The organism is Micromonospora parva, from assembly GCF_000718515.1.
Lineage (GTDB): Bacteria > Actinomycetota > Actinomycetes > Mycobacteriales > Micromonosporaceae > Micromonospora > Micromonospora parva.
In genome coordinates this window covers 25,521-44,707 of sequence record NZ_JNZS01000026.1, presented here as the reverse complement: position 1 = coordinate 44,707, position 19,187 = coordinate 25,521, and the positions used below count along the sequence as shown (strand labels likewise).

15 protein-coding genes are annotated in these 19,187 nt (G+C 72.7%); 6 read left to right on the top strand and 9 right to left on the bottom strand.

Annotated features, from left to right (window positions below):
* Positions 1-82 precede the first annotated feature (82 nt).
* Positions 83-829, top strand: coding sequence for a phosphotransferase family protein (locus tag IF22_RS0127450; RefSeq protein ID WP_209444610.1), 747 nt, complete (start codon positions 83-85; stop codon positions 827-829).
* A gap of 6 nt (positions 830-835) precedes the next feature.
* Here IF22_RS0127450 and IF22_RS0127445 read toward each other — a convergent pair whose 3' ends face one another.
* The 3 genes from IF22_RS0127445 to IF22_RS0127435 are packed head-to-tail and all read right to left on the bottom strand — an operon-like array spanning position 836 to position 4,145.
* Positions 836-1,978, bottom strand: a complete 1,143-nt coding sequence (locus tag IF22_RS0127445) for an alcohol dehydrogenase catalytic domain-containing protein (RefSeq protein ID WP_081884075.1) — start codon at positions 1,976-1,978, stop codon at positions 836-838.
* Complete coding sequence (locus IF22_RS0127440) at positions 1,975-3,432, bottom strand: aldehyde dehydrogenase family protein (protein WP_036412409.1); 1,458 nt, start codon at positions 3,430-3,432, stop codon at positions 1,975-1,977. The genes IF22_RS0127445 and IF22_RS0127440 overlap by 4 nt, the downstream gene beginning before the upstream one ends.
* 56 nt (positions 3,433-3,488) lie before the next feature.
* Positions 3,489-4,145, bottom strand: coding sequence for a TetR/AcrR family transcriptional regulator C-terminal domain-containing protein (locus tag IF22_RS0127435; RefSeq protein ID WP_030336939.1), 657 nt, complete (start codon positions 4,143-4,145; stop codon positions 3,489-3,491).
* A 118-nt stretch (positions 4,146-4,263) separates the two neighbouring features.
* On the opposite strand from IF22_RS0127435, the gene IF22_RS0127430 reads away from it, so the two are divergent.
* Positions 4,264-5,436, top strand: coding sequence for an acyl-CoA dehydrogenase family protein (locus tag IF22_RS0127430; protein ID WP_030336937.1), 1,173 nt, complete (start codon positions 4,264-4,266; stop codon positions 5,434-5,436).
* Between the two features lie 63 nt (positions 5,437-5,499).
* On the opposite strand, the gene IF22_RS0127425 is transcribed toward IF22_RS0127430, so the two are convergent.
* The 4 genes from IF22_RS0127425 to IF22_RS0127410 form a co-directional block, all read right to left on the bottom strand.
* Positions 5,500-6,537 (bottom strand): aminotransferase class V-fold PLP-dependent enzyme, encoded by a 1,038-nt coding sequence (locus IF22_RS0127425; protein WP_030336935.1) that lies wholly within the window; start codon positions 6,535-6,537, stop codon positions 5,500-5,502.
* A gap of 58 nt (positions 6,538-6,595) precedes the next feature.
* Positions 6,596-8,785 carry an FUSC family protein gene (locus tag IF22_RS0127420; protein WP_036412408.1) on the bottom strand — a complete coding sequence of 730 codons (2,190 nt, stop codon included), beginning with the start codon at positions 8,783-8,785 and terminating at the stop codon, positions 6,596-6,598.
* Positions 8,786-8,871: 86 nt separating this feature from the next.
* A complete protein-coding gene (locus IF22_RS0127415; protein WP_030336931.1) occupies positions 8,872-10,284 on the bottom strand; it encodes an FAD-dependent oxidoreductase in 1,413 nt (470 codons plus the stop codon).
* 73 nt (positions 10,285-10,357) lie between these two features.
* The gene (locus tag IF22_RS0127410; RefSeq protein ID WP_209444609.1) at positions 10,358-12,667 is read right to left on the bottom strand and encodes a serine/threonine protein kinase; all 2,310 of its coding nucleotides are present in this window, start codon (positions 12,665-12,667) and stop codon (positions 10,358-10,360) included.
* Positions 12,668-12,850: 183 nt separating this feature from the next.
* Between IF22_RS0127410 and IF22_RS34040 the strand changes: the two genes are divergently transcribed.
* Complete coding sequence (locus IF22_RS34040; RefSeq protein ID WP_156057924.1) at positions 12,851-13,498, top strand: hypothetical protein; 648 nt, start codon at positions 12,851-12,853, stop codon at positions 13,496-13,498.
* Positions 13,499-13,530: 32 nt separating this feature from the next.
* Here IF22_RS34040 and IF22_RS0127400 read toward each other — a convergent pair whose 3' ends face one another.
* Positions 13,531-13,851 (bottom strand): hypothetical protein, encoded by a 321-nt coding sequence (locus tag IF22_RS0127400; RefSeq protein WP_245233747.1) that lies wholly within the window; start codon positions 13,849-13,851, stop codon positions 13,531-13,533.
* A gap of 145 nt (positions 13,852-13,996) precedes the next feature.
* Between IF22_RS0127400 and IF22_RS0127395 the strand changes: the two genes are divergently transcribed.
* On the top strand, positions 13,997-15,040 hold the full coding sequence (locus IF22_RS0127395; RefSeq protein WP_156057921.1) for a DUF4231 domain-containing protein: 1,044 nt from the start codon (positions 13,997-13,999) through the stop codon (positions 15,038-15,040).
* Between the two features lie 299 nt (positions 15,041-15,339).
* Here the strand turns inward: IF22_RS0127395 and IF22_RS0127385 are convergent, their stop codons facing one another.
* On the bottom strand, positions 15,340-16,719 hold the full coding sequence (locus IF22_RS0127385) for a cation:dicarboxylate symporter family transporter (protein WP_030336922.1): 1,380 nt from the start codon (positions 16,717-16,719) through the stop codon (positions 15,340-15,342).
* Positions 16,720-16,816: 97 nt separating this feature from the next.
* Here IF22_RS0127385 and IF22_RS0127380 point away from each other — a divergent pair, with 97 nt between their 5' ends.
* Positions 16,817-18,403 (top strand): ATP-binding protein, encoded by a 1,587-nt coding sequence (locus tag IF22_RS0127380; RefSeq protein WP_030336920.1) that lies wholly within the window; start codon positions 16,817-16,819, stop codon positions 18,401-18,403.
* Complete coding sequence (locus IF22_RS0127375; RefSeq protein ID WP_030336918.1) at positions 18,400-19,095, top strand: response regulator transcription factor; 696 nt, start codon at positions 18,400-18,402, stop codon at positions 19,093-19,095. The genes IF22_RS0127380 and IF22_RS0127375 overlap by 4 nt, the downstream gene beginning before the upstream one ends.
* The last annotated feature ends 92 nt before the right edge of the window (positions 19,096-19,187 follow it).

The following is a 19,187-nucleotide window of genomic DNA, read 5'->3' as shown; positions in this document are numbered from 1 at the left end:
GGTCGCCGGGTCGGCCCCGGGCACCTGGCCACCACCGCCTCCCGTGGAAAATCAGTCGAATCCCGATGGTCGGGTCACCACAATGGCCGGTGTGCCGGAGGTCAAGGTGGTCGTAGCCCATCAGGAACGCGCCACCCTGCGCATCGGCGACGTGTTCCTGAAGATCGACGCCGATTCGGGGCGCACCGACGTCGAGGTCGAGGCGATGGCCATCGCGCCGGTCCCGACTCCCGAGGTCCTCTGGCGCCAGCCGCCAGTGCTCGCGCTCGCCGCCCTGCCCGGTACGGCACTCGGCCGCCTCGGCGAGCCGTCGACCGCGTCGCCGGCGGCGTGGACCGCAGTGGGCGCCGCCGTTCGAAAGCTGCACGACGCGCCACTACCGCCGTGGCCCGGTCGCGACCGCGCCGAGTTGACATCACAGCTCGACGCCGAGTGCGAGTGGCTCGTCCGCGACGGCGTCCTCCCCACCGACCTGGTCGCCCGCAACCGCCAGGTCGCCGAGGCGGCGCTCCGACCGTGGACCCCGGTGTTCACGCACGGCGACCTGCAGATCACCCACGTGTTCGTCGACGGCGACGAGATCACCGGTGTGATCGACTGGTCCGAGGCGGGCCGGGGCGACGCCCTCTTCGACCTCGCCACCCTGACGCTCGGGCACGAGGAACGCCTCGCCGACGTCCTCGCCGGCTACCGCGCCGACGTCGACCTCGACGTCATCCGCGGCTGGTGGTCAGCGCGCAGCCTGCTGGCGATCCGCTGGCTCGTCGCGCACGGCTTCGACCCGTTCGCACCAGGCTGCGAGGTCGACGTCCTGAAATCCCGGCTGTGACCGGCGTCAGCTGAGGGTGACCACCCAGCGGGCGCCCTCGCCCCGGGCCAGCCGGTCGAACGCCGTGGGCGCCTCGTCCAAGGGGATCGTGCCGCTGACCAGCACCCCCAGATCCAGTGCGCCGTCGGCCAGCTCGGCAGCCAGCATCGGCACCTCCCGATCCGGGTCGGACGATCCGTACACCGAGGAGCGCAGCGTGCGCGCCGAGTGGAAGATGTCCAGCGCGCCGAGGCTGACCATGTCGTCCTTCGCGCCCATCCCGACCACTGTCACCGCTCCGCCGCGCCGGGTGAGCCGCCAGGCGGCACGGATGGTGGCCGCCCGGCCGACGCACTCGAAGGCGTGGTCGACGCCACGGCTCTCGGTGCGCGCCCGTACCTCCTTGGAGAGCCGATCGTCGGAGAGCAGGAAGTCGGTGGCCCCGGCGGCCAGCGCCAGATCCCGCTTCGCCTCCGCGACGTCGACGGCCAGGATCGTGGTGGCACCGGCCCGGCGGGCCGCGCTGAGCACGGCGAGCCCGACGCCACCGAGCCCGACGACCGCCACCGACTCGCCGGGCGTCACCCGGGCGGTGTTCCGGACCGCACCCACGCCGGTGAGCACCGCGCAGCCGAGCAGTGCGGCCTGTTCGGGTGGCAGCCCGGCCGGGATCGGGATGACGGCACGCTCGGGTACCACCACCGCCTCGGCGAGAGCGCCGAGGCCGAGGGTCAGGTGCAGCGGGACCCCGTCGTCGGTCTCGCCACGCGCCACCGTCGGGGCCGTGGTGGCGGCGCAGAGCCACGGCTCGCCGCGCCGACACCACCAGCAGGCCCGGCACGCCGGTGCCCAGTTGAGCACCACCGGGGTGCCGACGGCCACCTGCACGCCCGGCCCGGTCTCGGCCACCACACCGGTCGCCTCGTGCCCGAGCACCAGCGGGAACCTCGCCGCGAGGGTGCCGTTGACCATGGACAGGTCGGAGTGGCAGACACCGGCCGCCGTGATCGTCACCCGCACCTCGCCGGGGCCGGGCGCGGGCAGGCGTACCCGCTCGACCCGCAGCTCGGCACCCGACCCGCGCGCGACCAGCGCGCGAACCGTGACCGGCGCGGACGCCGCTTCGGTGCCGCCGCCCGGCGCGGCCGGGGACAGCTCGCCGCCGGTCATCGCTGGATCGCCTTCAGCTCGCAGAACTCGGCCAGCCCGTGCACGCCCAACTCCCGGCCCAGGCCGGACTGCTTGTAGCCACCGAACGGGGCGAGCGGGTTGAACGGGGCACCGTTGATGTCGACGGCGCCGGTGCGCAGTCGCCGGGCCACCGCCAGCGCCGCGTCCGTGTCAGCGGACCAGACCGCGCCGGCCAGCCCGTACTTCGAGTTGTTGGCGATGGCGACCGCCTCGTCGGTGTCGGCGAACGGGATGACGGCGAGCACCGGCCCGAAGACCTCCTCCTGGGCGAGCGCGCTGTCGGGGTGCACGTCGGTGAAGACGGTGGGGGCGACGAAGTGCCCCCGGGCCGGCACCGGCGCGTCCGGTCCACCGGCGACCAGCCGGGCGCCGTCGGCGACGGCCCGGTCGATGTGGCCGCGCACCCGCTGCGCCTGGGCGGCGGAGACCAACGGGCCGAGCCGGGTCGCCGGGTCGAACGGGTCACCGAGCCGGTAGCCGGCCACCGCCGTGGCGATCAGGTGGAGGGCTTCGTCGTACCGGTCGCGGTGCACCAGCATCCTGGTCCACGCGGTGCAGGTCTGACCCGAGTTGAGCAGGGCGTTGCCGACGCCCACCTTGACGGCGGTGGCCAGGTCGGCGTCCGGGAGGATCACGTTGGCGGACTTGCCGCCCAGCTCCAGCGCGACCCGGGCGATCCGGTCGGCGGCGAGCCGCATGATCCGCGCGCCGGTGGCGGTGGAGCCGGTGAACGAGACCAGGTCGACGTCGGGGTGCCCGGCGAGAGCTTCGCCGACCACCGGCCCGGTGCCGCTGACCAGGTTCAGCACCCCCGGCGGCAGACCGGCCTCGGTGACCGCGTCGAAGAGCAGGTACGCGGTCAACGGGGTCAGCTCGCTGGGCTTGAGCACCACAGTGCAACCGGCGGCCAGGGCCGGGGCGAGCTTCGCCATCACCTGGTGCAGCGGGTAGTTCCACGGCGTGATCGCGCCGACCACGCCGATCGGCTCGCGGACGACGAGGGAGTTGCCGATGTGCTCCTCGACCGGCTCCCGGGCGGCGAGCGCCACATGGTCGCGCAGCACTGTCAATGGGAGCCCGACCTGCACCCGGGTGGCGAGCTTGAGCGGCGCGCCCAGCTCCCCGGCGATGGTGTGGGCGAGATCGTCGGCCCGGGCGGCGAGCGCCGTGTGCAGCCGGTCGAGGTGAGCGGAGCGCTGCGCGGGGGCGGCGGCCGACCAGCCGGGAAACGCGGCGCGGGCCGCAGCCACGGCGCGGTCCACGTCGGCCGGGGTGCCGGCCGGCACCTGCCCGATCAGCCCCCCGGTGCTCGGGTTCTCCACGTCGATCAGGTCGGTGCCGGCGGGCGACGTCCACTCCCCGTCGACGTGCAGGTGGGGCCGCAGGCGCAGGGGGTCGGGCAACTGCGACGGCGGGGCGGCGGCGAGGTCCATGTCGTCCCTTCGAGGGTGGGCGATGGGCGATGAAACTAGCGCTGGGAGTTTGGACGCTACCCGGTGGGCCCGGCGGACTCCACCGGGTCGACGGTGCGGGCGTACTCGGCGGCCAGCCCGTGCAGCAGGGAGTCCAGGCCCAGGGCGAAGGCGCCCTCGTCGACGCTCTGCTGATGCTCGGCGAGCCGGTGCGCCTGGCGCAGGTGCGGGTAGTGCGCCGCGTACAACTCCGGGTCCTCGACGAAACCGCGGGCGAACGAGCCGAGCGCCGACCCGGCCACGAAGTAGCGCAACGCCGCGCCGATGTGGGTGGCGCGGGCCGGCGGCCAGCCGGCCCGGACCAGCCCGCCGTAGACCGCGTCGGCCATCGCGAGGGCGGCCGGTCGACGACCCGGCCCCTGCGCGAGGTACGGCACGATGTTCGGGTGCGCGGTGAGCGCCCGCCGGTACGACCAGGCCCAGTCCCGCAGCGCGGTGACCCAGTCCCGGCTGACGAAGCCGCTGGTGTCGACAGCACCGGTGACCGTGTCGGCGACCGCGTCGAGGATCTCGTCCTTGGTGGCGAAGTGGTTGTAGAGCGACGGCCCGCGTACGCCCAGTTCGGCGGCGAGCCGGCGGGTGGAGAAGGCGGGCAGGCCCTCGGCGTCGATGAGCGCGGTGGCGCTCTCGACGATCAGCTGCCGGGTGAGCCGGGGCTGGCGGGGTCGGGGCACTGCGCTCCTCGAGGGTCTCGGGTCGTGGGGTCTGGACGAATGAAAACTTACACCGCTAGTTTAGATGTGACCGCTGCGTCCCGCAGCGGCGCACCGCCACGCCGACCGAGGGGGAACCGTGGACTTCGCACTGTCCGACGAGGAACGCGCCGTCCGAGACACCGTGCGCGCGTTCATCACCCGCGAGGTGATGCCCCTGGAGGCGGAGGTGCTCCGCCGGGAACGGGCGCACCAGCCGGGCCTGGACCACTCCGAGGTGCGGGAACTGCAACTCAAGGCGCGCAAGTTCGGCTTCTGGGGCCTGGCCACACCGGAAGAGTACGGGGGGATGAACCTGCCGGCCGTCCTCCAGTCGTTGATCTGGACCGAACTGGGCCGCACGTTCGTGCCGTTCCGCTTCGGCGGCGAGGCGGACAACATCCTGTTCCACGCCACCGAGGAGCAGAAGCGGGAGTTCCTCATCCCGACCATCGAGGGTGAGCGCCGCTCCTGCTTCGCGATCACCGAACCGGGCGCCGGTTCCGACGCGGCCAACATCCGGCTGTCCGCCCGCCGCGACGGCGACGACTGGATCCTCGACGGCGAGAAGACCTTCATCACCGGCGGCCACGACGCCGACTTCGCCATCGTGGTCGCGGTGACCGACCGGGAGAAGGGCGCCCGCAACGGCGGCGCCACGGCGTTCCTGGTGGACCGGTCGATGGGCTGGCGTTCGGAGTTCATCCAGACCATGGGCGAGGGCGGGCCGGCGTCGCTGATCTTCGAGGGCGTCCGCGTGCCGCACCGCAACATCCTCGGCGAGATCGGGCAGGGCTTCACGCTCGGCATGGAGTGGATCGGCAAGGGCCGCTACACCATCCCGTCGCACGCCATCGGCATCGCCGAGCGGGTCCTGCAGATGGCCATCGACTACGCCAACACCCGGGAGACGTTCGGCGCGACGATCGGCACCAACCAGGCCATCCAGTGGATGATCGCCGACTCGGAGACCGAGTTGGAGGCGGCACGCTGGCTGGTGCTGCGCTCCGCGTGGACGGTCGACCAAGGGCTGGACCCCCGGCACGCCTCGTCGATGGGCAAGCTCTACGGCGCCGGCATGGTCAACCGGGTGGTCGACCGGGTGCTCCAGATCCACGGCGGCATGGGCTACACCCGGGAGCTGCCGATCGAACGCTGGTACCGGCAGGTCCGGCTCTACCGGATCTTCGAGGGCACCGACGAGATGCAACGGTTGATCATCTCCCGGGACCTGCTGCGCGGCTACACGAAGATCGGCGGCCACCTGGCCTGAGCCGGATGCCGTACGCCGTCGGGGACGGCCGGGTGCGCGCCCGGTCGTCCCCGACGGCGGATCTCAGCCGGTCAACGCCGTCAGAGCGGCGTCCACATCGGCCTCGGTGGAGTAGATGTGGAAGGAGGCCCGGACCCGGCCGGCGCGCACCGCCGCCCGGATGCCGGCCGCCGCGAGGCGCTGCTGCGCGTCGGGCACGTCCACGCTGACGATGGCGCTCTCCCCCGGTGGCCGACCCAACCCGGTCAGGAACCGGTTGGCCAGTGCCACGTTGTGCGCCCCGATCGCCGACACGCCGATCTCGGCGACCACCTCCAGGGCGGGCGCCGCGCCGACCCAGCTGAACCAGGCCGGTGAGATGTCGAACCGGCGGGCGTCGTCGGCCAACCGCAGCGGCGGACCGTAGTAGGAGGCGTGCGGGTCGCCGCCCGCGTACCAGCCGGCGGCGTCGGGGCGCAGCCGCTCCCGCAGCGCGGGCGCCAGATAGGCGAACCCGGTCCCCCGCGGATTCATCAGCCACTTGTAGCCGCCCACCGCCACCACGTCGGCCCGGCTGCCGTCGAACGGCAACCACCCGCACGCCTGCGTCGCGTCCACCGCCACCAGAGCGTCGTGCGCGCGGGCCGCGGCCACGATCTCGTCGTACGCCGCGACCGCCCCGTCGGCCGACTGCACCAGGCTGAACGCGACCAGGTCGGTGTCGGCGTCGATGGCGTCGACCAGCGAGTCCAGCGGCACCGTACGGACCGTGACACCCCGCTCCCGCTGCACCAGCCAGGGGAAGAGATTCGAGGTGAACTCGACCTCGGGGACCACCACCGTGGCACCGGCCGGTAGCGCCGCCGCGACCGGCGCGAGGAGTTGGGACACGGCCGCGCCGACCGCCACGTCACCGACCGGCACCCCGATCAGGCCGGCGAACGCTACCCGGGCCCGGTGCGTCGACTCGCCCCAGCCCTCCCACGACGTACGACCAACCCGCCAGGCGGTAAGGGCCTCCTGCATCGCCGCCCACGCCGGCTCCGGCGGCAGCCCGTAGCTGGCGGTGTTCAACCAGCCCGGCTCCGGCTGCCACAGCTTCTGCGCCTGCTCGATCTCCATGCCTCGACGCTATGTCGAGCCCGGCGCGACGGGGACTGCCAATCCGCGACCCGCGGCCTCACGGCTCCCGGCGGCGTCCGGCCGACTCGTCGGCGGTGGGCCGCTGGATGTGGCTGAGGCTGTCGGCGAGAGCGGCGAGCCACCGATCGACCTCCACCAGGTGCCGGACGGACTGCAGGTCGGCCCCGCGCAGCAGCGGACGGATCCGGTCCAGCTGGTCGACACAGGTCATCGAGACCGGTGCCGGGCCCGCTGTCCGGCCGTGGGCGACCTCGTCGGCGAGGGTGTCGTACGCCGAGCGCAGGCGGCCGGCGGAGTCCGCCAGCAGCGCCGCCGCCTCGGGCCAGCCGGCGAGGCAGCCGGGCGGGTTGCGGCGCAGCAGCGACTGTGCGCCGGGCAGGACGTGGTGCCCGGCGCTCAGGACGGCACCCCAGTTCACCTGCCGCCGGCGTGGATCGTGCCGCTCGGAGTGGTACTGCCAGTACGACGCGTCGACCAGGACCATCCGGCGGCGGACCCGGTCGAGCGCGGCGTCGGGTGGCGGCGAAGCGCCGAGCACCGCCTGGACCGTCTGATCGACGGCGTCAGCGTTGACCGCCAGGTAGCGGGCGGCGTTGTGCCGCAGGTCGTGGCCCGCGCCGCGCGGCCACATCGCCACCCCGGCGAGCACGCCGATCACCGTACCGAGCAGCACGTCGACGAGGCGGGCCTCGGCGAGCCGCCAGCCTTCCGGGCCGAGTTGGGCGAAGACGACAGTCAGCAGGACCGTGAACAGCGCCTGCTGCCACACCGGACCGAGCAGGCGGCCAACCCCCAGGGCCAGCAGCAGGGTGATCGGAAGGACGACGGCGTAGACGACCGGTTCGTCGACGACGAGCATCACCCCGCCGCTGACAACCGCCCCGATGATCGTGCCCAGCACGGCCGGCCGCAGTTCGGTGCGGGTGTCGGCGGCCGAGGTGCGCAGGACCGTGAGGGTGGCCAGCAGCACCCAGAAGCCGTGGTTCAGGTGCAACACCCCGGCCGCCACCCGGGCGATGGCCAGGGCCACGGCCAGCCTCAGTGAGCTGTGCAGGTGGGCCGAGCGCGGCGCCAGGTGGGAGCGGAACTGCCACCAGTACAGCGTCCACGGGCTGTGCCGGGCGTACTCGAACAGCCCCGAGGAGGCGTGCGGGTCGTCGAGCCGCGCCCCGGCGGCCACCCGGCAACCGACGGCGAAGACCCGCGCCTGGTCGGCGAGGGCCAGCGCCGTGGCGTCGCGGCACAACCGCTGCACGTCCGGCGTGTCGCGGACGCTGCCCGCTCCCACGGGGTACGCCGCCTCGGCCCGTGCGACCGCGACGTCCAGGTCGGCGAGGGTCACCGCCGGCGCACCCGGCGACAGGCTCCGGCCGGCGACGCGGGTCGTCTCCGCGCACGAGCGCAGCAGACGCGCCGCCGCCAGGTCCGGAATCGGCTCCGGCGGGGCGTCCGCCGCCAGCCGGTCCGCCTCGACGAGCGCCTCCCGCAGCGCGGCGGCGCAGATCCGCAACGCCCGGTCCTGCGCGCCCGCCGCGGTGGGCGCCCACGTCGCGGGGGTACGGCCCAGCTCGATCGCCGCCATCGCGTCGTACGCCCGCGCGCGCCGAGTGTCCCGGTCGGCCCCGGCGGTGTGCGGGTCGGTCAACGTGGCGGCGGTGTCGTCGAGGAAGGCGGCGAGGCCGTCCGCCGCCGCGGCGAGGCGCTGCCGGTAGGAGACCGGCACCGGGTCGGGCCAGAGGACGACCTCCGCCGCGGCGAGCAGCACGACGGCGAGCGTCACCCCGCCGAGTCGGGCCGGCAGGGTGCCCGGCTGGTACGGCGGGAACGACGCCAGGATGTAGAAGAGCTGGAACGCGCTCGCCAACCCCACCAGGCGCGGGTTGCCGACCCCGGCGAACGCCACCACGAACCCGACGACGAGCATGCCGCCGGCGGCCGCCCACGTGCTCCACGCCAGGAACGAGCCCACCGCGATCAGCGCCCACACCACCGGTAGTGACAGCACGAGGATCCGCGCCCGCTGCGGCGCCGGACCCGGCAGCTTCGCGAACGACCCGGCGGCGATCGTGCCGAACAACCCGTACGTGGCGAGGGTGGAGTTGCCCGCACCGTAGCGGCAGCCGAAGAAGACGACCGACGCGACGAGCGTCAGTCGTGCCGCGCGTCGCAGGATGACGTCACCCGGGTCACGGCGGCGAAGCCGGCCAAGGAGGCTGGTTCCGAGCACTACCGCTCCCCCGGTCCGTCGCAGCAGCCCTCCCCGGCCCACCATTCTCCACCGCGCCCCGCCACGGGCGGCGGGTTACCGGCGAATCATCGCCGGGAGCTGCCCAGCAGACCGAGCCGGAGAGCCCGCAACAGGGTGCCGGGGCGGCTCAGGGCGGCCGGATGGTCGAGCATGGTGGTGACCCGACCCAGCCGGGCGTTGAGCACCGGGTCGGTCAGCGACGCCCGGAAGAGCAGGTCCCCGAACCACTTGGTGACCTTGTAGCCGGGCGGGTACGGCCCGTCGACGTGCGGCAGCTCGATGTCGGCGGTGGTGGAGATCTGCCAGGCCGCGTCGACCACCACCCGGACCTGGTCGAAGTACGCCCGCGCCGGCTCGTCGTGCGGCCTCGGCCCGGATCGCAGGTACCTGGACAGGCAGGAGGCGTGCAGCGTCGCGGAGGTCATGCCCTGGCCGTACACCGGATTGAAGGACGCGACCGCGTCGCCCGCGGCGACCAGCCCGGCGGGGAGGCGGTCGAGCTTGTGGAAGTCGCGGCGTCGGCTGTCGGCCTGGTGGTACGTGACCACCCCGCCGAGCATCTCCCCGTGTTCGGCGATGTCACCGAACATCTGTGGGTAGTGCTCCCGGCAGCGGGCGGTGAAGTCGGCGACGTCGCGGCTGGGCCGGTCACCGTCGTAGCCGGCCACCAGCATGATCCAGCGGTCCCCCTCGACCGAGTTGATGCCACCGATCCGGGCGGTACGCCCCCTGCCCGCCATGGTGTGGAAGACCGCCACCCACGCGTCGCTGACCTTCTCGTCGCGCCTGAAGAGCGCCGTGGCGTAGTTCAGTTTGATCGGCATGCGCTGCATGGGCGGACGCGGCCACCCGTGCTCGGCCAGCCAGTCGCTCAACCGGCTGGACCGTCCCATCGCGTCGACCACCAGGTCGGCCGCCTCGACGACGGGCTCGGTGCCGCCCTCGGGCACGTACCGGACGCCGGTGACCCGCCGCTCGTCGAAGAGCAAGCCCTCCGCCCGGCCGTACACCATCCGGATGTTGTCGACGGCGAGGGTGCGCCGCCGGACCAGCGCCTCCAGGAACGGACGCGTGGTGATCAGCGCCGGCCCGGTGCCGGTCGCCGCGGGTGGCAGGCCCAACATGCCGTTCACGAAGACCTTCGCCGTGCCCGGGTCGCGCGGCGGCGGCGGAGCGCCGAGCGCGAGCGCCTCGTCGGCGATGCCGGGGAACCAACGCTCCAACTGGACCTGACCGGCGGGCAGCAACGCGTGCACCTGACTGCCCTGCGGCACCCCCGGCCGTGGCCCGGCGTCGACGTCGGACGGGTCCCGTTCGACGATCAGCACCTCCTCGGCGTGATCGCTGAGCACCCGGGCGGCCAGCAGCCCGGCCATGCTGCCACCGAGCACCACCGCACGTCGCATGACGACTCTGGTCTCGGCCGGTCGTTCGGCCGTCGCTATCTCCGCGAAGAGCCGGGACGGAGAGGGGGGCATGCGATCACTCCTCGGACGGTCGGGAAGGCGTGGCATCCACGACCGTAACCACCGGCGCCCCCGCCGTCAGCGCTCAGCTGGCCCGCCACTTCTGGTTGGCGTTGCCGGTGCACTGCCAGATCTGCAACCGGGCGCCGTTGTCCGGGTTCGAGTCGACCACGTCGACGCACCTGTCCGCCTTGGTGTTCACCAGGTCGTACGCCTTGTTGAGGGTGAACCTCTGCGACGACGCGCCGGAGCACTCGGCCAGGATGACGTGCGCCCCGTCCTGGGTGGAGTGGCCGGCGACATCAAGGCACATCCCCATCGAGCGGACGGTGCCGTCCGACGGGAACGTCCACAGTTGCTTGGCGGTCCGTCGACAGTCCCAGATCTGCGGTCGCGCGCCGGCGTAGGCGTTGCCCTCCGGAATGTCGATGCAGCGGTCACTGGCGAAGCTGGAGATCTGCTTGCCGGCGGGCGGGCTGCTCTTCGTCGGAGACGGTGGCGGAGCGGACGGCGGCGCCTGGTTACCCGGAGCGGTGGTCGTTCCGCTGCCCGTCCCCGGCGACGGCGGCGGCGCACTGGCCGACGGCGGCGCGCTGGCGGCTCGCGACGGCGGGGCACCCGCGACGGGTAGGCCCTGGAAACCATCCGTGATCAGCGCGAGGACGGCCTCGCTCGCGGACCATTCGGCCGCCGAGGTGGTCCAGTCGATCGAGTACGCGTGGCCGTTGTGGCCGACGAACACCCGGCTCGACGTGTGCATCGGCGTGCCGTCCTGGTCGGTGTACGTCCACGCCCACTCGGCGGCCCGCAGTTGGTAGCGCAGCGCGTCGAGCCGGACCTGCCGATACTCGGCGTACCGGCCGCGTTGTGCCGTCTCCCGCGCCCGCAGCTGCGCGAGCGGGTCCGCGGGGACGGACCGGAGTTCGTCGACGACGAGCACGCGACTGCCGTCCGGCTCGCGGAACACGGCGCGCTCACCGTCGCGCCGGGCCTGCCAGCCGTCCGGCACCGGTACGAGGAAGCGCGGATCGTCACGGTAGTAGCGCCAACCCGCCGGCGCCGGTGGCAGCACCCTGGACACCGGCGTCTCGACGACCGGCGACGGGTGCACGTCCGGCGCCGCCACGTCGCCGGCACCCGGGTCACCGAACAGCCCGCCCTTGAGCACTGACGCGGCCACCAGCAGGACGACCAGCAGCACGGCGGCCCCGATCGACCCGATCAGCCGCGCCCGACGCTGACGACCCTTCCCGGGCACCGGGGCGGCAGCGGGTGACGGGGGCACCGCCGGCGACATGGGCGCGGCAGCGACGGCGGGCGACGTTGGGGCGGCCCGCGCGGCGGGCGACGTTGGGGCAGCCGGCGCGGCGGGCGACGTTGGGGCAGCCCGCGCGGCATTGACAGTCGGTGCCGCGGGGGCGTCGGACGCGTCGGGAACGGCCGGCGACGCGGGCGGGCCGGGTTCGGCGGGGACGAACTCGGGCACGATCGTCGGACGGGGCAGGTCGGCCGTGGCGGTGGTGATCCGGGTCAGCGGTCCGCCGTCGGCCCCGCTCACCTCAGTCGCCGGCACATCCGGGGTGGCGGCCTGGCGCAGGAGCCGGTCCGCCTCCTCGGCGCTGATCCGTTGACCCGGCTCCCGGCGCAGCAGTCCCTCCAAGAGTGGGGTCAGCGGACCCGCCCGTCGCGCCGGCGGTGGTGGCTCGGTGGCCAGGGCCGCCAGCGTGGCGATCGGAGACGAGCGGTGGTACGGGGTACGTCCCTCGACGGCCGCGTAGAGGGTGGCGCCCAGCGACCACAGATCGGCCGCCGGCCCCACGTCGCCGTCGGTGGCCCGCTCGGGTGCGAGGAACGCCGGCGAGCCGAGCACCATTCCGGTCTGGGTCATCCGTGGGTCGCCGGGGAGGGTGGCCAGACCGAAGTCGGTCAGCACCACCCTGCCGTCGTCGGCGAGCAGCACGTTGGCCGGCTTGACGTCCCGGTGCAGCACACCGGCGCGGTGGGCGGCCCGCAGCGCGCCCAGGATGCCCAGCCCGATCCGGGCGGCGCGGTCCGCCGACATCGACCCCTCAGCTTCGAGCACCTGTTGCAGGGACCGGGACGGCACGAGCTCCATCACGATCCAGGGGTCGCCGCCGGAATGCAGCACGTCGAAGACGCGTACCACATTGGGGTGGCCCAGACGGGCGACGGCCCGCGCCTCACGCAGGGACCGTTCGCGCATCTCCCGACGTTCGTCGTCGTGCAGGCCGGGCGGTGCCACCAACTCCTTGATGGCGACGTCGCGCTGCAGCATCTCGTCGCGGGCCTGCCACACGCGGCCCATCCCGCCCTGGCCGAGCGGACGGACCAGCCGATAGCGATCGGCAATCAACTGTCGAGAGGCGTCTGGCACGACAGGAAGGTACCTGCCCTGGTTTACGTACCCAATTCTTCTGGCGGCTGGAAAAGCGACAGTTGGATATGTCACACGCAAGATCGACTGGTTACCGATCGTTCATTTCTGCTATTGGTACGAGCAGTGTCGCCCACCGCGATGTTACCAACGCGTATATCGGCCTCCTGCTATAAATATCGAATGAATTCGAATTCTGCGGAGCGCCGGACCGGACGCGCCGCGGCCGGGGTGGCCGGCCTGTGCCTGGCGGTGGTCCTGTCCGCCTGCACGTCGGCAGGTGACCCGCGCCAGCCCACCTCAGCGCCGGCCGACCGGGCGGCGCCGGCTGATCGGGCAACTCCGGCCGACCGGTCGGCGCCGGCCACCGGTGCCAGCGGTGCCGGGCTGCCGTGCACGCCATCGGTCGACGCGCTGCCGACGCCGCCGGCCGGCTACCGACTGGTGGGCGAGGACGTGGCGGTGCCTGACACCCCGGTGCTGTCGGCGGGCGATTCCGGGGAGGCCGATCCGGCGGCGCGACTGTTCGCCAAATGGGGGCTCGTCGTCCGCGCCGGCACCGTCGTCGACCTGCGGGTGGCACCGGGCTGGCAGGACAGGGCCCGGCTCGGGTGGGGCGGCACCGGCGCGCCCGCGGCGACCGTCACGGTGCACGCCTGCACTCCCGAGGGTGGGCAGGCGCAGTGGCTGGCCTTCGTCGGCGGCGCCTGGGTCGCGCAGGTCGCCTGCGTACCGCTGATCGTGACGTCGGACGGCCGGACCGACCGCGTCAACCTCGGCATCGGCACCCCCTGCGACACGACCGCCACGCCGCACCCCGTCACCTCATGAACCCCGAACGGCCCGGCGCTGCCTGCTGCCTCTCAGTCCGGTAGCGCTTGTGCGACTCGATCAAGCAGGTCTCGGGCACCGGCCTGAACATCCGGGTCGGGATCGTCCCGCAGACTCCGGAGCACGGCGCGAAAACGCATCCGGTCCTCCGGCTCCGCGCAGGCGAGCTCGAAGAAGGCGGCGCTCAGGCAACCGGTGAGATGATCCCCCTGCTCCGGCTCAGCGACATGCCACGCTGCCGCGATGAGACGCAGGCCGGCTGCGTCACGACGCCGCAGCAGTTCCTCGGCGGTGGCGTCGGTGACCGCGGTGTTCGCGCTGTCGAGGAGCAGGCTCCGCACCACGGTGTCCACCGGTTCCCGCCCAACGACAGCGCTCAGGTGACGCCCGGCGCGGGCCCGGTCCGACCACAACTGCGACCGGGCCAACCTCAGTGCCTCCCCAATCTCCACCCCCACATCATCCCCGCCCCCACCCGGATCGACGTCCACCGCCCTGGTGATCAAGAGCTTTCCGTCATCCATCCCGGTGTGTCGTGACGCAAACCTCTTGATCACCAGGGGTGACGGGTGGGGGGTGGGAGTGGGGGTGGACAGGGGTGTCTACTGTCTACAGCGGCTGGCGTCCGACTGTCGATGTCCTGGATGTTCTGTCGAGAGGGTCAACGACATGCTGAAGGCCGAGGATCTTCCCCCGTTTCAGCGCGCCGTGTCCGATGAGTCGCAGCGCGGCCAACGCGTGTACGCCACCCTTGTCGCGCTGCGGCTGTCCCTGCTCCTGGTGGCCGCTGTCGCGGGAGTCGCCACCTGGAAGCTCGACAATTTCGCCCTCGGCCCGGCGCTGGCGGCGGGCGCGTTCGCCGCCACCTCGATCGTCGAGGTCTTTCTCCTCACCAATCGTCCGAATGAACGGTGGTACGTCGGCAGGGCCCTCTCCGAATCCATCAAATCACTCACCTGGCGATTCACCGTCGCGGCTGACCCTTTTCCCCGATCGCAGAGCGAATCGGACAGCGTTCAGGAATTCACCAACCGATTGTTGGGCCTGACCGGGGACATGTCGGCCGCCGGGTTGGCGGCTCCCGCGGTGGCCGGGCAACAGATCACTGACGGAATGCGTGCGCTGCGCGCCACCCCCCTTGAGGAGCGCCGCGCCGCGTACCTGGTCGGCCGTCTCGAGGCCCAGCGGGCCTGGTACGCCGAACGGTCACTGGCGAACCGGGCGCGGGCGACCCGCTGGTCGGTGACCATGCTCGTGCTGGAGATCGTCGGGGTGACCCTGGCCGTGTCGAGGGCTGCCGGACTGACGGACCTCGACCTGCTCGGGGTGGCCGCCGCGGCGGTCGCGGCCGGCGCGGCCTGGACCCAGACGCGGCAACACGGCGCGGTGGCGACCGCCTACGCGCTGGCGAGTCAGGAGCTTGCCGCCATGGGGTCACTGGCCACCCGGATCAGTACGGAAGCCGAGCTGTCGCGGTTCGTGAATGACACGGAGACGGCGATTTCCCGGGAACACACGATGTGGCGCGCACGCCGACGCTGACACCGCCGCCATCCAGCCCTTGCCGCCCGCTCCCGCCGCTCGCCGCCTGGAGATCGCCGCCCGCCGCCCGGAGATCGACTCGGATTTCAGGAAAGCGCGGTGTCGGGGCCGTTCGGATACCCCGATATTCAGAAAGCGGAGTGGATCACGGCGCGGACCGAGATCACGACGTGGACCGAGATCACGACGTGGACCGAGATCACGGGGTGGACCGGCATCACGGGGTGGACCGCAGAACACGGCGCGGACCGGGATCACGGCGGCCGGGGCCACCGCGAAGCCCGGTCCACGTCCGTGCGTCAGGCCGACGCTCCGGCCGGCGCGGTCTCCCTCTCGTCGGGGCGCGGCGCCGCGTCGTCGTGCTCGTCGACCATGGTGGCCTCGTCGAACGGGTCGTTGCCGCTCAGCACCCCGACCGCCCGGTCCCGGTCGAACTCGCCGGTCCAGGTTCCCACCAGCACTGTCGCCACCGCGTTGCCGGCGAAGTTGGTCAGCGCCCGCGCCTCCGACATGAACCGGTCGATGCCGACGATCAGTCCGACCCCGTCGACGAGGTCCGGTCGGTGCGACTGGAGGCCGCCGGCCAGCGTGGCCAGCCCGGCGCCGGTGACTCCGGCGGCGCCCTTCGAGGCGATGATCATGAACAGCAGCAGCGAGATCTGCTCGCCGACAGCGAGTGGCTTGCCCAGCGCGTCGGCGATGAACAGCGACGCCATGGTCAGGTAGATCGCCGTACCGTCCAGGTTGAACGAGTAGCCGGTCGGCACCGTGATGCCGACGACCGGCTTGCTCACGCCGAAGTGTTCCATCTTGGCGATCAGCCGCGGCAGCGCCGACTCCGACGACGAGGTGGACAGGATCAGCAGGAACTCCCGGCCGAGATAACGCAGCAGCGAGAAGATCGAGATCCGGGCCACGAACCACAGCAGCGCGCCCAGGAAGACCAGCACGAAGATCAGACAGGTGACGTAGAAGCCCACCATGATCTGGGCGAGGCTCTTGAGGGCGTCCACGCCGGTCGCGCCGACCACGGCGGCCATCGCGCCGAACGCGCCGATCGGCGCCAGCCACATGATCATGGCGAGGACCTTGAAGACGACCCGCTGGACGACGGTGATGGCGCTGAGCACCGGCTCACCCCGCTGTCCCATGGCCTGGACGGCGAACCCGACCAGCAGGGCGACCAGCAGCGTCTGGAGCACCTTGCCCTCGGTGAGGGCGGAGAGCAGCGTCGTCGGGATGATCCCGAGCAGGAAGTCGGCGGTACCGGCGGCCTCGTCACCGGCGGCGGCCTTGCCCGAGCCGGCGAGGTCCGGGCCGAGGTTCAGGCCGGAGCCGGGGTGGATGAGGTTGCCGACGACCAGGCCGATGGCGAGCGCGACCGTCGACATGGTCAGGAAGTAGCCGAGGGCCAGGCCGCCGACCTTGCCAACCTTCGCGGCCTGCCGGACCGAGCCGACGCCGAGCACGATGGTGCAGAAGATGACCGGGCTGATCATCATCTTGATCAGGTTGACGAAGCCGGTGCCGATCGGCTTGAGTTCCTTGCCGAAATCGGGGGCGACCAGGCCGACCACGATGCCGGCGACGACGGCCACGATGACGGCCAGATACAGGTAACGGGTACGGTCCCGGCGGACCGCCGGCGCCGGGGTGGTGGCGGATGTGGTGGTGTCCATGTCGACAATGTGAAGCGCGTCTCACCCGTTGACAGCCTTGCGGTCATTCTGTTCACCGCGATGGCAGCAACGGCGGCGCGACGAGGAGGTGGTGGAGGTGGCCCGACGCCAGTGGAGCATCGCGGGGCAACTCTTCGCCCTCCAGGCGATGGTGGTGACGTTGCTGGTGCTGGCCGGCGCGGCGGGCGCCGTCTGGCTGGCCCGCAGCGACTCCCGCCAGGCCGCGCAGGAGGAGGTGCTCGCGGTGGCGCAGACGGTGGCGCGCTCCCCCGACGTCCGCGCCGCCCTCACCACCGCCGATCCGGCCAGCATCCTGCAGCCGTACGCCGAATCGACCCGGCTGGCCACGGGCACCGACTTCGTGGTGGTGATGGCCCCCGACCGCACCCGTTTCTCACACCCCACCCGCGAGCGCATCGGCCAGCCGTTCGTCGGCGAGATCGGGCCCGCCCTGGCCGGCCACCCCTTCACCACCACGAACGTCGGCACGCTCGGCGAGTCGGTGCGCGCTGTCGTTCCCGTGTACGACGAGCAGCGGCACCTCGTCGGTCTGGTCTCGGTGGGCATCACCACCCGGGCCATCGACCGTAAGCTGCTCGGCCAACTGCCGGTGCTGTTCGGGGTGGCCGCGCCGGCTCTGGCGCTCGCCGCGACGGGCTCCTGGCTGCTCAGCCGCCGGCTGCGTCGCCAGACGCACGGTCTGGGGCCGGCGCAGATGACCCGGATGTACGAGTACTACGACGCCGTTCTGCACTCGGTGCGCGAAGGTCTCGTCGTGCTGACCACCGATCGTCGGGTGGCGCTGGTGAACGACGAGGGCCGCCGACTGTTGGGGCTCGACGCGGACGCGCCGGTGATCGATCAGCCGGTGGCCGGGATCGACCTGCCGCCCGCGGCGGCCGAGTTGCTCGACTCCGGGCGCGACGCCCGCGACGAGCCGATCCTCGCCGGTGACCGGGTGCTCGTCGCCAACCAGCGGACCGCCCGTTTCGAGGGCGCGGCGCTCGGCACCGTGCTGACCCTGCGCGACCAGACCGAGCTGCGCACCCTGGCCAGTGAGCTGGATTCGGTGCGGGCGCTGACCGAGGCGTTGCAGGCGCAGACCCACGAGTCGGCCAACCGGCTGCACACCGTGCTGACCCTGGTCGAGCTGGGCCGCACCGAGGAGGCCGTCCGGCTCGGCACCCGCGACCTGGCCCTCGCCCAGCAGCTGACCGACCGGGTGGTCGGCGCGGTGACCGAACCGGCGCTCGCGGCCCTGCTGCTCGGCAAGTCCGCGCAGGCCGGCGAGCGCGGAGTGGACCTGATCGTCGAACCGGACTGCCGCCTCGACGACAGCCCGCTGCCGACCGCTGACCTGCTCACCGTGGTCGGCAACCTGGTCGACAACGCGCTCGAAGCGGTGGCCGGCACCCCGGCGCCCCGCCGCGTACGCGTCTTCGTCGGCGCGGCCGACGACGAACTGGTGGTCCGGGTCGCCGACAGCGGCCCCGGGCTGGCACCGGAGCGGGTCGCCGACGCGTTCCGGCGCGGCTGGTCCACCAAGAGCACCGGCCGCGGCCTCGGCCTGGCGTTGGTCGGGCAGGTGGTGCGCCGGCACGGCGGCAGCGCCGAGGTGGATCGCTCGGACGACGGCGGCAGCCGGTTCACCGTCCGGCTGCCGAGCCGGATCGAGCGGTCATGACCGACATCCGGGTGCTCGTCGTCGAGGACGAGCCGCTGCTGGCCGAGGCGCACGCCGCGTACACCGAACGGGTTCGGGGTTTTGTGGTGGTCGGGGTGGCGCACACCGCGCGGGCGGCGATGGCGGCCCTGCGCGCCGACCACGGCGGCGGCGTGGACCTCGTACTCCTGGATTTTCGGCTGCCCGACCTGCACGGCCTGGACGTGTGCCGGGCGCTGCGGGCGGCCGGCAGCAGCGTGGACGTGCTGGCCGTGACGTCCGCGCGGGACCTGGCGGTGGTGCGCACCGCCGTGTCCCTCGGGGTGACCCACTACCTGCTCAAACCGTTCACGTTCGCCGCGTTCCGCGACAAGCTGGAGCGCTACGCCGACTACCGCGCCCAGGCGCTCGCCGACGGCGAGGTCGCCGCCCAGCACGAGGTGGACCAGATGTTCGCCACCCTGCGCGGCACCGCCGGGCACAGCCTGCCGAAGGGGCTCGACGCGCAGACCCTTGATCGGGTACGCGCCGCCCTCACCGACGGCACCCGCGCGGCGGCCGGGCTGTCCGCGACCGAGGTGAGCGCGCTGACCGGCATCTCCCGGGTGACCGCCCGCCGCTATCTGGAGTACCTGGTGACCGTCGACCGGGCCGCGCGCACCCCCCGATACGGCACCCCCGGCCGCCCCGAGGTCGAATACCGACCCCGCTGAGCGCGGTACAGCTTGACTCCCCGACATCAACGCGAGATGCCGCCCATCGATGTCGGAGGTGGAAGAATTGGGCCGACCCGATGTGCAGGAGC